This window comes from Curtobacterium sp. 18060, assembly GCF_902706105.1.
Taxonomy (GTDB): Bacteria; Actinomycetota; Actinomycetes; order Actinomycetales; family Microbacteriaceae; genus Curtobacterium.
In genome coordinates, this window is record NZ_CACSJV010000039.1 from 1 (window position 1) to 14216 (window position 14216).

The following is a 14216-nucleotide window of genomic DNA, read 5'->3' on the forward strand; positions in this document are numbered from 1 at the left end:
TAGCCGCGCGCGGTGCTCGCGGTCTGCGACGCGGTCACCGTGACGGTCGTGTCGGATCGGAGCACGAGCGAGGTCGTCCACCGCCCGTCGCACCGACCATCGCCGACCCGGGGGACGTGACGAGCAGCACCGCCCGGTTCCACGGCACCGGGACCCCGGCGCACGTCGTCCGCGTCGCGGGCCCCGCATCGACCGGTTCGGCCGGGTGCTCGGCCCAGGTGCAGGCGAACGGTTCGTGGTCGTGCCTCGGTACGGTGCGGTCGGGTCCGCAGCAGGTCTTCACGGTGCGGGACGTCACCGCACCGAGCCAGCCGCCCGCGAGCGCCCCGGCCTCCGACGTCATCGTGCCGCCGACCATCGCGTCCGACCACCCGACCAGCGGCGCGCTCTCCGGCACGGGCTTCCCCGGTTCCACGGTGGTGCTGTCGGTCTCCGGGTCGTCGACGCAGCAGTCGGCGCCGGTCGGTCCGGACGGGCGGTGGACGACCTCGCTCGTGCTCCGATCCGACACGACCGTCACGGTGACCGCGTCGCAGACCGCGAGCACCGCGCGCGGCTACCGCTCCGACCTGCGCAGCGCGTCCTCGGCCCCCGTCCGGATCACGGTCGACCGCACCGCGCCGGCGGCCCCGCGGATCACCGCACCCGACGACGGCGACCGCGTCGGTCCGCGCGCCACGGTCGTCCGTGGCACCGGCGAACCCGGTGCCGACGTGACCGTCTACGTCGACCGCGCACCCGTCTGCCGCGCCGAGGTCGCTGCGAACGGTTCCTGGTCCTGCTCCACCGTGGGGTCGCTGCTGCGGGCCGGCGGACACGACCTCACCGCGACGCAGCACGACGCCGCCGGCAACTACTCGCGATCGTCCGCTGCCGTGCAGGTCACGGTGTGGTCGACCTCGGGCACCCCGAACGGCACCCCCGGCACCTCCGGCACCGGCGGGGACGCACCGACCAACGGCACCGGCACCAACGGCACCGGCACCGGCACCACGACCGCACCGGGTGACGGCCAGAGCCCCGGCGACACGGGGACACCGGCCGGCACCGGAACCGGGAACACCGGCGGCACCGGCGACGACGGCCCCGGATCGGCGGCAGCGCCCGGTGACGGCACCGACCCGACCAGCACGAGCATCCCCGGGGCCGCGGGCTCCGGCGGCCACACCGATTGGTCGGGCCCCGCGGGCGACTGGACCGCCGAGACCGCCTACGACCGCACCGTTCCGACGATCCAGGCCGGGTTCTCGTGGCGGACCGTCCTGATCGCCACGGCCGTCGCCGCCGGGTTCCTCCTGCTCATCGCCGCGCCCCTCGCGCTCGTCGCCGCCGCTGCCCGCGGGCGCATCCGCTCGCCCTTCGCCGGACTGCTCGGGCGGAACCGCTCGCGCTCGGACCGCTCCGGGTCCGACGACGTGCTGCCGACGTGGGTGTCGATCACGGTCGCGGTGGCCGTCGCCGCCCTGTGCACACTGCTCGGCGTGGGCGTCTCGCTCGAGGCCCGCTACGTCCGCCTCGCCATCGCCGTGCTGCTCGGCACCGCGGTGCTCACGGTGGCCGTGGTGCTCGTGACCCGGTGGGCAGCCGGGCCCGACCACCGTGCGGTGGGTTTCCGGGTGTCCCCGTGGCTGGTGCTCGCGGCGCTCGTGGCGTGCGGGATCACGCGGGCCGCGGACCTCTCCCCCGCTCTGATCGTCGGAGTGGTGCTCGTGCCCTCGGGACGCCCGGACCTGGACACCGCCGCACTGCGCCTCGGCTCCGGGATCGCCGCCGGTGCCCGGAGCGCGACCTGGCGGACGGTCGCGCTGCTCGGACTCGCGGCCGCGGGCTGGGTGCTCCACAGCCTGACCGCGGGCGGGGGTTTCTGGTCCGCGTTGACGTCGGAGTTCGCCATCACCCTGTGCGTCGGCGGGGTCGGTGCCGTCGTCGCGACACTGCTGCCGTTCGCCGGGTCCGCCGGCAGTGCGCTCCTCACGGCCTCGCGTGGCCGGTACGTGGCACTGGCGGTCGTCGCGGTCGCGCTCACCGCCGCGGTCTACTCCGGTCCCTCGGGGACCCACGCGTCGCCGGTGCTGCTCGGCGCGATCGGCGCGGTCTGCGTGGCGGGCGCGATCGGGGCCTGGTTCTGGGCGCGCACCACGCGACCGGACGCGGCCGCCTGACCCGCACCGGGCCTCCCGTCCGCCGTCCCCGCGCGGCGGATACAGTGACGATCGGTGCGTGACGCGCCGTTCGACCGCCCCAGGGAGCGATGATGACCGAGACCCGATCCGACTACGACCCGACGCGGTTCCGCGAGGTGTTCGAGGGCAGCTACACGTACGCGTACGGCTTCGCGCGGAACACCCACCGCTTCGCGGACCGGCCCGCGCTGCGTGACCCGGACACAGGTCGATCGTGGACCTACGCGGAACTCGGGGACGTCGTCGACCACATCGGCGGGTGGCTCGTCCGGCACGGAGTCGGTCGCGGTTCGGTCGTGATGGTCGAGCTGTTCAACTCGCCCGAGTTCGCGATGCTCTACCTGGCGTGCCACCGCATCGGCGCGGTGTTCTCGCCGACGAACTTCCGGCTCGCGCCCGACGAGGTCGCCTTCATCATCGAGGACTCCGCGCCCGTGGTGCTGGTGCACGACGCGGTACGCGGCGACGACATCGCCCGAGCGCTCGAGACCGCGCCGCACCGTCCGGACCACATCGTCGTCGTCAGTGGCGACGACCAGGTCGCACACCACGACCACGCAGCGCACGACGACCACGCCGCACACGACGCGCGCGTCGCGTTCACCGCCCTCCTCGCCGCCGACCCCGTCACCCCCGCCGAGCTCGCGGCGACCGAGCCCCGCAGTACCTACGACGAGACCACCCGGCTCTCCACCTCCGGCACCACCGGGCGACCGAAGCCGGTGCCCCTGCCGAGCCTGGTCGAGGTGCTCAGCGCCCACGACGTCGTGATGCACTTCCCGCTCAGCCCCTTCGACAAGACGCTCAACATGTCGCCGCTGTTCCACCGTGGCGGCCTGTACTCGGGCGGCCCGAACCCGGTGTTCTACGTCGGCGCCGAGCTCACCACCCTGCGGCACTTCGACGCCGAGCGGGTGCTCGACCTGGTCGAGTCCGAGCGGCTGACGTTCCTGATCGGTGCGCCGCCGAACCTGGTGCAGCTCGCGAACGCGCAAGAGGCCCGGCCCCGCGACCTGTCGTCCCTGCACGGCATCGTCACGATGGGTGCACCGCTCGACCGCGCCGCCGCACTCCGCTACCAGGAGCTCCTGTCCCCGCGGATCTTCAACGGCTACGGAACGACCGAGACCTTCTGGAACACGTTCCTGCGTCCCGAGGACTTCCCCGACGGCGCCGGCTCCACCGGACGAGCATCGACGGACGACGACGTCGCCGTGGTGCGCGTGTACGAGGACCGCCTGGCCGACCCGAGCGACACCGTGCCGAAGGACGGCTCCGAGATCGGCGAGTTCGCGGTCCGGACCGTGAAGTCCGGCTACTCGTACCGCAACCCGGGGCTCGAGGCGGAGAAGTTCGCGAACGGCTGGTTCTACCCCGGCGACCTCGCCACGTGGGACGAGCACGAACGGGTGACGATCGTCGGCCGCAAGGACGACATGATCATCTCCGGCGGCGAGAACGTCCACCCCGTCCAGGTCGAGGCCGCACTCCAGGAGCACCCGGGCGTCGCCGACTCGATCGTCGTCGGGATCCCGGACGAGCGTTGGGGCGAGGTCGTCACGGCGTACGTGGTCCGTGCAGCGGGACGGCTACCGGACGACGACGTCGCAGCCGCCGCCGAGCTCGAGGAGTGGACGGGCTCACACCCCGGTCTCGCCCGCTACAAGCGGCCGCGGCGGTACCGCTTCGTCGACGAGCTGCCCTACAACGCGACGGGCAAGAAGGTGCACTACCTCGCCAAGGCGACGGCAGCGGAGGACCAGGCGGCGGGCCGACTGCTCGAGCCGTAGCGGGCTCTGGACGTGCGCGGCGTCGGACGGGAGGCCCGTGGCGGCCCCGCCCCGCGCCTCCCGTCCGTCAGCCGGTCGCGTCCACGGCCGTGCCTGCGTGCGTTCCTTCCCATGCCGCGTGCGGTGCTTTGCCGGATCGGGCGTACCTGGTCGAAACTTCCGACCAGGTACGCCCGATCCGGCCCGGAACGCCCACGTACCCCCGGGCCGCGCTACGTGTGGCTCGGCGCGTTCCGGGCGAACAGGCCCGGCAGCAGCCCGCCGATCTTCGTCCCGATGCACAGGCTGACGAAGGTCGCCAGGGGCGTCGCGAGGGACTCGGGGTCGAACGTGGCCACCGCCACCAGCCCGACGGTCCCGGGGACGAGCAGCAGGAACGCCGGGAAGAACGACACCGTCGCCGGGATCGCCGGCACGAGCCGCTCGAGCAGCCGTGTCGCGACGAACAACAGGGCAGCCGTCGCCCCGGTCGCGACGACGCTCCCCCACACCGGCGTCGTCCCGCTCACCAGGGCGTAGGCGGTGACCATGACCGCCACCGACACGAGCGTCAGCCGCCAGCCCGATCGGAACACCAGGCCGAGGCCGACCGCCAGGACCACGACGGCGACCCACGACACCCAGTAGGACGGCACGGACTCCCACCCGGCCAGGTCCGTGCCGACGCCGGCGACCTCGCCGACGAGCGCCGCCGAGGACGGGTCGACGTGCAGCCCGGTCAGCGCACTGCCCGAAGCGATGCCGGCCGCCATGAAGCCGAGCATGATGAGCCCCTGGACCAGCCGCGAGGACCCGGTCACGATGTCCGCGGCGGTCAGTTCGAGCAGGGCGTTCGTGATGAGGGCACCGGGGACGAACACGGCCACCGGGGCGCACACGGCGAACAGCGGGACCTGCTCGAACCCGGTACCGGCGGCGACGAGTCCGACGATGGCCGTCGACACGAAGGCGGCCAGGAACGGGATGATCGCGACGGCCTCGCGGAAGCGCCGGAGCAGCAGCCCGATGACCCCGACGAGCGCACCGACCAGGAGCGCGAGCAGGATCGCCCACCACGGGCACCGGAACACGACGGCGAGCCCGGCGGAGGTCAGCGCGTTGCCGAGGATCCACGGCAGTGCGGGCGGCGGGACGGTGCCGGCACGGATGGCCCGGACCCGCGCGGGGATCTCGGCGAGGGCGATGGACCCGCTCTCCAACCCGAGCACGACCCGGTTCGCCCGTGCAGCCTGCCGCGACGACAGCTCGACGCCCTCGGCGTTCACGATCGTCGCCGCACCGGTCGAGACCTCGCTCACCATCACCAGTGCTGGCAGCACCCCGATCGCCAGGGTCGGACCGACCCCGGCGGCGTCGCGGGCCTTCTCGAGCGCCGAGCGGACGTCGGTGACGGAGCTGCCCGCGTCGAGCAGCAGTGCACCGAGCGTGCCGAGGAGCATGCCGACGGGGACGGTCTCGCCGTCGACGACCTCGACGTGGGCCTCGGGCCGACGGAGGGCGTTCTGCAGGTTCGCGAGTGCGCTTCCGAGTCCGACCACGCAGGCGATGTTAGCGATCGAGCGTGGCCTCGATGACCACGTTGTCGACCGAGGCGGAACCGTCCGGCCGCTGCAGGCACGTGATGAGCAGGAGCCGGCCGGGCTCGTCCGCCCAGACGTCGGCATCGGCGGCCACGGTCGCCTTCGTGATCCGCTCGGAACCGGTCACCGTCCACCGCGCGTCGCCGATCCGGACGCGGCTGCCGACCGCGACCTCGGAGCGTTGCCCGTCGACGTCGATGAGCAGGTTGCCCGGGCCGATCGCACCGTTCCGCAGCGAGTGCATGACGACGAACACGGTGCCGTCCGCGCGGTCCGTCAGCGGGACCCCCAGGTTGCGGACCCGGTAGGCCTCACTGAACCCCGGCGGCGTGATCTGACCGTCGACGGCGTCCAGTTCGCCGAGCGGCACCTCGAGCCCGACCGACGGCACCACGAGCTGGACGCCGGTGTCGGCGACCGCGTTCGAGGCAGACGCCGCCGTCCCCGACTCGCCCGGGTCGAGCGTGACCTGCTTGCCGTCGAGCGACGTGCCGGTGATCGCCGTCGGCGAGGCCGCTCCGGTGGTCGCGGTGACCACACCGACCACGCCGACGACGAGGGACGCCGCGGCGAGCACGGCGATCGTCCAGAGCAGCGCGGTGCGCGGTCGGGTGGGTGGGGCGGTCATCTTCCGTTCCGGGGTGGTGACGGACGTGTCGGACGGGAGGCGCGCCTCCCGTCCGACACCTGGGTGCCGGGATCCGCGTGGCGGGGTCGACCGCCCCGCGGATCCCGGTGCGTCAGTCCTGCTGGGTGACGCGGCGGCGGTACGCGATGAACGCGACCGAGCCGAGGGCGACGACGCCGAAGGCCGACAGCCCGATCCACGGCAGGGCCGAGGTGCCGGAGACGGTGCCTCCGGTGTTCACGGCTGCGCCGGTGGTGACGGCCGTGGTGGTGTCGATCGGGTCGACGACGACGGTGCCGTCCGCGGTGACCGTGATGGCGAGCGAGACCACGGCGGTGCCGTCCGAGGACTCCACCGCGATGGTGTGCGCTCCGGCCGGGGTTCCCGTGGGGATCACGACCGAGGTCGCGAAGGCCCCGTCGGCGTCCGTGGTCACGGTGCCGAGGACGACGGGGTCGCTGTGCAGGACGATCGAGTACTCCGTCGCTGCCGGCAGGCCCTCGGCGCGCAGCGGCACCGAGTCGCCGACCGTGAAGGTGGTGGTGCCACCGGTGCTGATCGACGGGGCCGGGGTGGTCGGCCCGGTGGTGGGCTCCGTGGTCGGGCCGGTGGTCGGGCCGGTCGTGGGCTCCGGGGTGCCGGGCTCGCTCGGCTCGGTGGTCGGCTCCGGGGTGCCCGGCTCGCTCGGCTCGGTCGTCGGCTCCGGGGTGCCCGGCTCGCTCGGCTCGGTCGTCGGCTCCGGGGTGCCCGGCTCGCTCGGCTCGGTCGGCTCGGGCGTGGGTGCCTCGGCTGCCGTGTAGGCGATCGAGATCGGCTGCGGCTTCTTGGCCGCGGCGTCGTTCGCGCCGGACGTGTACCAGTACGAGCTCTGACCGGTCTCGTTCTGGAAGTCGACGAAGTCCGCCGGCCACGAACCCCAGTCGGCGTTCGTCTTGTTCAGGCTCGTCGCCGACGCGGGCTCGACACCCTGCCAGTCCGGGCTCACGGTGATGCCCGAGCTCGTGACGTCGACGTCGGTGAGGGTCGCGAGGTGCACGGTGCGCGGCGTCAGCGGCGCCCAGCTGCCCCCGTCGCGCGAGGCCGCGTAGCCCGAGACCGTCGCCGTGAGCTCACCCGTGCCGTCCGCTGCGACGTGCAGTTCCGGGTCCTCGGCGGACCAGTAGGTCAGGCCGCCGTAGAACGCGACCGTGAAGCCGCCGTCCCACGCGATGTCCGCGGTGCCGGCTGCGGCGTCCACGGTGCCCGTACCCGCGGCGAGCGTCAGGACGCCGGCGGTCGTGGTGCCCGGGCGGACCGTGGTGCCGTCGCCGGTCTGGCACTTCGTGGCGAAGGTCGGGGTCGAGGTGCCGCCCGCGGCCTTCGGGTAGGCGATCGAGACGTTGCCGGCCGAAGCGGCGTAGCCGGGCGACGGGTTGGTCGTGGTCCACGGAGCCGAGGAGCCCGAGTTGCCGGCGACCCCGGCGGACAGGAAGTTGCAGCCGCCGAAGTAGGCGCCGGCGTTGGCCTCGTTGCTGAGGCTCCAGGACAGCGACGCGTCGGTGACGTCGGCGGAGGCGGCGTTCGCGGGGGCGGCGCCGAGCGCGGCGGCCGCGGCGATCGTCGCGCCGAGGGCGACGGCGGTCGCGCCGGCGGCCAGACGCCGGGCGCGAGGAGAGGACAGGTGCATTCGGGTGGTCTCCAAGTTTGGGTAGCCTTACCTAACTCCCTGAGCATAGGGAGGGGAGTTAGGTTAGGCAACCCTAAGTTGGATTCGGCCGGACATGTTCGTGCGCGGACCTGGTTCGCGCACGTCAAAGCGACAGTTGTCCGCACGGACGCGCCGTCCTGCCCGCGAAAGCGACAGTGTGCCGCGAACGGTTGACGGCACGACGTCGCTTTCGCGGGACGCACGCGTGTGACGGACGGGAGGCGCGGTGCGGGCGCGCTACGGGCCTCCCGGCCGGGCTGGGGTCGGTTCACACCCGCCGAAGCGACAGATGCACCCGCGGTCGCGCCGTCTTGCCCGCCAGGGCGACGTTGTGCCGCGAGCGGTTGACGGCAGACTGTCGCTTTCGCGGAACGCACACTGGTACCCCCGGTGGGACTCGAACCCACAACTCGGCGATTTTAAGTCGCATGCCTCTACCGATTGGGCCACGGGGGCGGGCCGCAACAGCCTACCGATGCGCGAGAGGCGGCCACCCCGAAGGGTGACCGCCTCTCGTGGACTGCTGCAGGGACTACTTGGCGTCGGCCGGGGCCTTCACGGGCTCGGCCTCGTTCGAGACGTCCTTGGCGGGCTCGCCGTACGCCGGGCCGGCGGCACCAGCGGGCTTGCCCTCTTCCGGAGCCGGAGCGGCGGCCGGAGCTGCCGGGGCCTCGGCCGCGGGCTTCGGACGGGACGCGAAGGCCTCGAACGCAGCGCGCGGGGTCTCACGGTCGTCGAGCGACGCGATGTCGCGGCCCAGGAAGAAGCCACCGACCCAGTCGCCGATGACGCGCCACTTGCGCTCCCACGACGGCATCGCCATGCCGTGGTAGCCGCGGTGCGCGCCCCACGCCAGGAAGCCCTTCATGGCGAACTTGCCGGACTGGAACACGCCGATGCCGAGACCGAGGCCCGCGACGGCGCCGAGGTTCTCGTGCTTGTAGTCGGTCGTGGCCTCGCCACGGATGGTCGCGACCAGGTTCTTCGCGAGCTGCTTCGCCTGACGGACGGCGTGCTGGGCGTTCGGCACGCAGAAGCCGCCGACGCCACCACCGGTGAGGTCCGGCACGGCTGCGACGTCGCCACAGGCCCATGCGTCCGCGATCACGCCGTTGTCGTCGACGACGCGCAGGTCGGGCTGCACGCGGATGCGACCGCGCTGCTCGAGCGGGAAGTCGGTGCCCTTGACCATCGGGTTCGCCATGACACCGGCGGTCCAGATGATGAGGTCGGACTCGATCTTCTCGATCGCGCCGTCGCTCGTCTTGAGCTCGCAGACGCCACCGACGGCCGAGGCCAGCTGGGTCTCGAGGTGCACGTTCGCACCGCGCTGCGCCAGGTTCTTGAGCACCCAGTGCGAGGTCTCGAGCGAGACCTCGGGCATGATGCGGCCCATCGCCTCGACCAGGTGGAAGCGCGTCTCGTCGAAGGAGAGCTGCGGGTAGCTCTTCAGCAGGTCGGTGACGAAGGAGCGGAGCTCGGCGAACACCTCGATGCCGGCGAAGCCACCACCGACGACGACGACGGTCAGCAGGCGGTCACGCTCGGGACCGGCCGGCAGGTTCGCCGCCTTGTGGAAGTTCGTGAGGATCTTGTCGCGGATCGCCGCGGCTTCCTCGATCGTCTTGAGGCCGATGGCCTCGTCCGCGACACCCGGGATCGGGAACGTGCGGGACACCGCGCCGGCGGTCATGACGATCTGGTCGTAGGACTCCTCCCACGCCTCGCCCTCGGTCGGCGTGATCGTGGCGGTCTTCGTCGCGTGGTCGACCTTGGTGACCTTCGCGGTGACGACGCGGGTGTTCTTGAGGTGGCGGCGGTGCGAGACGACCGCGTGACGCGGCTCGATCGAACCGGCAGCGACCTCGGGCAGGAACGGCTGGTACGTCATGTACGGCAGCGGGTCCACCATGACGACCTCGGATTCGCCCTGGCGAAGGTGCTTCTCGAGCTTCCATGCGGTGTAGAAACCGGCGTAACCGCCGCCGACGACGAGGATCTTGGGCACGGGGGATGATCTCCTTGGATGGGGGTTTCGGAGTCGAGTCAGACTTCGCCGCCACCCGCCCCGACTCCAGCGTCTGCACCGTCATCATACGCCCGGCACTCACACCGGGAGGGCGACCAGTCCGCGCGCTCGAGCGCGAGGTCACCGATGGGGTTGACGCCGGGTCCGGCGGCGAGGGCGTGACCGACGAGGGCGTGCAGGCACTTCACACGGGTGGGCATGCCACCGGCGCTGATGCCGACGATCTCGTCGACGTGCTCGATCGATTCGCGATCGGCCAGGTAGGACTCGTGAGCCGCGAGGTACGCGGCCGCGGTGGTGTCGTCCTCGAGCAGTGCTGCCAGCTCCGGCATCACCTGGTTGGCCTCGAGGGTGCTGACCGCGGCGGTGGCCGCGGGGTGGCACAGGTAGTAGAACGTCGGGAACGGGGTGCCGTTCGACAGTCGGGGCTTCGTGGAGACGACCGTGGGGTTGCCACAGACGCACCGTGCCGCGATCCCGATGACGTCGCGTGCCGGTCGGCCGAGCTGCGCCGACACGACCTGGACGTCGCGGTCGGAGGGCGGGTCGAAGGGAGGGGTCGTCACGGGAACGTGAGCCTACCGGAGACCCGGTACCCCGCGCACCGTCGTGCCGGACGGGTCCGGCTCGGAGCTACTTGCTCTCGCCGGTACCCGAGACGTCCGGGGCCACGAGGTCGGCGGCGGTCTCGTCGGTGAGCCCGGACTGCAGCACGGAGGACAGCATCGCCTGCACCCAGTCCACCTTCGGCGTCTGGACCTTCGTGCTGACGGGCGTGCCGGAGTCCGTCGTCGGCGTGGTCTCGGCCTTCCGGTCCTCGGCGCCCATCACGAGGTAGCTCTCCTCGCCCGGGTACACGTAGAGCAGGCGGTCGCGCGCCTGCGCCTCGATGTACGCGGGGTCGTCCCAGCGGGCGACGTCCTTCTTCTTCTGCGTGACGTCGGCCTTCTGGCTCGCGACCTCACGCTGCTGCTGGGCGATCTGCTCCTGCTGCTGGATGAGCGTGCGGAGGGACGGCGCGAGCACGACGACGAAGAGCACGATGATCGCGAGCATCAGCAGGCTGAACCCGGAGAAGTGGATCGAGCGGTACCAGGGCTGCGCCGACGTGCTGCCGTCGGGCATCGCCACGGGGACGCGGCGGACGCGGGGCTTCTGGCTGGGCACGTCCCGACGATAACCCCACCGACGCGGTGGGAGCGCCCGGCACGCGGCCGTTCGGTGGCCTCTCAGCGACTCGCGTCGTCCGATCGATGCTGCCGGGAGGCGCGGGTCCGGCCCGCCAACCCGTCCCGTACCGGGAGCGGTCACGACCCACCGCCCGGCGCGCGTCCGGCGGTCACGTCCTGTCGGCCAGGCCCGGCCCAGCCGACGACTCGTGACCACTCGACGCAGCGCGCGCGGCACGTCCTGACCGCTCAGCAACTCGGGGCCGCGCACACGACGAGACGCCGCCCTCTCGGAGGAGGACGGCGTCTCGGTGGTGCCGGTGCTGCTGGCCGAGCTGCTTACAGTGACTTGGCGCGCGGGAAGGCCGAGCGACCGGCGTACACCGCGGCGTCGCCGAGCTCTTCCTCGATGCGGAGCAGCTGGTTGTACTTCGCGACGCGGTCCGAACGAGCCGGTGCACCGGTCTTGATCTGACCACCGTCGACCGCGACCGCGATGTCCGCGATCGTGGTGTCTTCGGTCTCACCGGAGCGGTGCGACAGGATCGAGGTGAGGCCGTGACGGTGCGCGAGCGAGACCGCGTCGAGGGTCTCGGTGAGCGTGCCGATCTGGTTGACCTTCACCAGGATCGAGTTCGCGGCCTTCTCGTCGATGCCCCGCTGCAGACGCTTCGGGTTGGTGACGAACAGGTCGTCGCCGACGATCTGGACCTTGTCGCCGAGCTCGGCGGTCAGGTGCGACCAGCCTTCCCAGTCATCCTCGGCCAGCGGGTCCTCGATCGTGACGAGCGGGTAGTTCGCGACGAGGTCGGCGAAGTACGCGGTGAACTCCTGGCTCGAGAGCTGCTTGCCCTCGAACGAGTACTTGCCGTCGTGGAAGAACTCGGTGGACGCGACGTCGAGGCCGACGGCGATGTCCTTGCCCGGGGTGTAGCCGGCCTTCTCGATCGCGGTCAGCAGGAAGTCGAGCGCAGCACGGTTCGACGCGAGCTCCGGCGCGAAGCCGCCCTCGTCGCCGAGGCCGGTCGCGAGGCCCTGCTTCTTCAGCTCGCCCTTGAGGGCGTGGTAAGTCTCGACGCCCCAACGGAGCGCCTCGGAGAACGACTCGGCGCCGTAGGGCACGAGGAAGAACTCCTGGATGTCGACGTTGGTGTCCGCGTGGGCACCGCCGTTGACGACGTTCATCAGCGGAACGGGCAGCGTGTGCGCGTTCGGGCCGCCGAGGTAGCGGAACAGCGGCAGGTCAGCCGAGTCGGCAGCGGCACGGGCCACGGCGAGCGAGGCACCGAGGATCGAGTTCGCGCCGAGGCGGGACTTGTTCTCGGTTCCGTCGAGCTCGATGAGCGCGGCGTCGACGAGGCGCTGGTCGGTGGCGTCGAAGCCCTCGAGCGCCGGGCCGATCTCGTCGAGGACGGCGTCGACGGCCTTGAGCACGCCCTTGCCGCCGTAGCGCGAGGCATCGCCGTCGCGGAGTTCGTACGCCTCGAACGCGCCGGTGGAGGCACCGGAGGGGACGAGCGCGCGGGACACGACGCCGTCGTCGAGGAGGACCTCGACCTCGACCGTCGGGTTGCCTCGGGAATCGAGGACTTCGCGTGCGCCTACGGCATCGATCAGGGCCACGGGGTACTCCCTACACATTGGTTGTGGTGTTTGCGGGACCGATCCTAGCGAGCCGAGGTGAACACGACGTCGACCGTGACGCCCGGTGTGGACAACTCAGTCGAGCGGGCGGAACTCCACACCCTCGAGCGACGTCGTGTCGGCGCCGACGGTCGCGAAGGCGGAGAACCCCTGCGCGGCCAGACCGGCGAGCAGGTTCTTCGTGTTCTTGGTGCGCCGTTCGAGCCGCACGCGCCGGTGCGATGCGAGCGCCTCGGTCTTGAGGGCCGCGAGCCGGACCGGGTCGACGTCCTTGTCGTAGACGAGCACCACGGCGTCCGACTCGGCGGACTCCGGGAGTGTCACGAGGTCGACCAGGCGCTCGAAGCCCAGCGAGAAGCCGACCGCGGGGACGTCCTGCCCGAGGAACCGACCGATCATGCCGTCGTACCGACCGCCGCCGCCCAGGCTGTAGCCGAAGTCGGGGTGCGCGACCTCGAAGATCGTGCCGGTGTAGTAGCCCATGCCGCGCACGAGCGTCGGGTCGAAGCGCAGGTCGACACCGGGCAGCGCTTCCCGCAGGCGCAGCAGGTCGGCGAACGCCTCGGCGTCGAGCCACGCAGCACCCTCGACCGAGGTCCAGTCCGCGGCCTCGAGCGCACGGATGGTGTCCTCGAGCCCCGGCAGCTCCTGTCCGACGGTGCTGCGGAGCTCGGCGGCGACGCCGTCCGGGCCGATCTTGTCGAGCTTGTCGACCGTGATGAGTGCGCGGTCGGCGGCAGCGGGGTCCGCGATGCCCCACGACGCCAGCAGGGTCAGCAGGATCCGCCGGTCGTTGATGCGGATCGTGGTGCCGGTCACCCCGAGCGCGTCGAGCGCTGCGGTCGTGGCGCGGATGAGCTCGATCTCGGCCAGCTGCCCGGGCTCCCCCAGGATGTCGATGTCGCACTGCACGAACTGGCGGTAGCGCCCCTTCTGCGGACGCTCGGCGCGCCAGACCGGCGCGATCTGCACCGATCGGAACACCGAGGGCAGCTCGGCGCGGTGCGAGGCGTAGAACCGGGCGAGCGGCACGGTCAGGTCGAACCGGAGCCCGAGGTCAGCGAGGTCGAGCGGCGCCTGGGCAGCCTGCAGGTCCTCGGTGCTGAGCCCGCGCTTCATGACCGCGAACGCCAGCTTCTCGTTGTCGCCGCCGAGCCCGGAGTGCAGCCGTGCGGCGTCCTCGACCACGGGGGTCTCGATCTCGTCGAACCCGTGCCGCGAGTAGACGTCGCGGACGACACCGAGCACGTGCTCGCGTCGGGCCTTGTCCGCCGGGAGGAAGTCGCGCATGCCACGGGGTGCCGTCACGGTCGTCGCCATGGCGTCCAGTCTGGCAGATGCACACTGCCGGCTTGCGCGGCATGCGTTGCACTGGCATACTGGATGCAGAACCTCGGTTCGGAGCGTGCCTGATCCACTCTCCGGACCGATCGCGTGGGCACCGTGCTGCAGTGTGCCCCGCGACCCGAGCGGGTTCTGCGTGCACACCTCTCCCTGGGGGTGTGC

The 14216-nt window shown here is 72.0% G+C and carries 10 protein-coding genes and 1 tRNA gene; 2 read left to right on the forward strand and 9 right to left on the reverse strand.

The window, feature by feature from the left end; translation table 11 throughout:
- Positions 1–116 precede the first annotated feature (116 nt).
- Positions 117–2162: an Ig-like domain-containing protein gene (locus GVL05_RS20280; RefSeq protein WP_159573636.1), complete on the forward strand. Its 2046-nt coding sequence runs from the start codon at positions 117–119 to the stop codon at positions 2160–2162.
- A 92-nt stretch (positions 2163–2254) separates the two neighbouring features.
- Positions 2255–3973 carry a class I adenylate-forming enzyme family protein gene (locus tag GVL05_RS15045; protein WP_159573637.1) on the forward strand — a complete coding sequence of 573 codons (1719 nt, stop codon included), beginning with the start codon at positions 2255–2257 and terminating at the stop codon, positions 3971–3973.
- Positions 3974–4185: 212 nt separating this feature from the next.
- Here GVL05_RS15045 and GVL05_RS15050 read toward each other — a convergent pair whose 3' ends face one another.
- The 9 genes from GVL05_RS15050 to hisS form a co-directional block, all read right to left on the reverse strand.
- Entirely contained in the window at positions 4186–5511 is a 1326-nt protein-coding gene (locus GVL05_RS15050; protein WP_159573638.1) for a threonine/serine exporter family protein, read from the reverse strand.
- Between the two features lie 10 nt (positions 5512–5521).
- Positions 5522–6181: a class F sortase gene (locus GVL05_RS15055; RefSeq protein WP_159573639.1), complete on the reverse strand. Its 660-nt coding sequence runs from the start codon at positions 6179–6181 to the stop codon at positions 5522–5524.
- Positions 6182–6293: 112 nt separating this feature from the next.
- Positions 6294–7862, reverse strand: coding sequence for a hypothetical protein (locus tag GVL05_RS15060; RefSeq protein ID WP_159573640.1), 1569 nt, complete (start codon positions 7860–7862; stop codon positions 6294–6296).
- Positions 7863–8247: 385 nt separating this feature from the next.
- Positions 8248–8324 (reverse strand) — tRNA-Leu (locus GVL05_RS15065).
- A gap of 76 nt (positions 8325–8400) precedes the next feature.
- Positions 8401–9876, reverse strand: a complete 1476-nt coding sequence (locus GVL05_RS15070) for an NAD(P)/FAD-dependent oxidoreductase (RefSeq protein ID WP_159573641.1) — start codon at positions 9874–9876, stop codon at positions 8401–8403.
- 38 nt (positions 9877–9914) lie between these two features.
- On the reverse strand, positions 9915–10463 hold the full coding sequence (locus GVL05_RS15075) for a DUF501 domain-containing protein (protein WP_111084823.1): 549 nt from the start codon (positions 10461–10463) through the stop codon (positions 9915–9917).
- Positions 10464–10530: 67 nt separating this feature from the next.
- On the reverse strand, positions 10531–11064 hold the full coding sequence (locus GVL05_RS15080; RefSeq protein WP_111084824.1) for a septum formation initiator family protein: 534 nt from the start codon (positions 11062–11064) through the stop codon (positions 10531–10533).
- Between the two features lie 341 nt (positions 11065–11405).
- On the reverse strand, positions 11406–12689 hold the full coding sequence (gene eno / locus GVL05_RS15085; protein ID WP_131845281.1) for a phosphopyruvate hydratase: 1284 nt from the start codon (positions 12687–12689) through the stop codon (positions 11406–11408).
- Positions 12690–12785: 96 nt separating this feature from the next.
- Positions 12786–14030: a histidine--tRNA ligase gene (gene hisS / locus GVL05_RS15090; protein WP_123294733.1), complete on the reverse strand. Its 1245-nt coding sequence runs from the start codon at positions 14028–14030 to the stop codon at positions 12786–12788.
- Between the last annotated feature and the right edge of the window lie 186 nt (positions 14031–14216).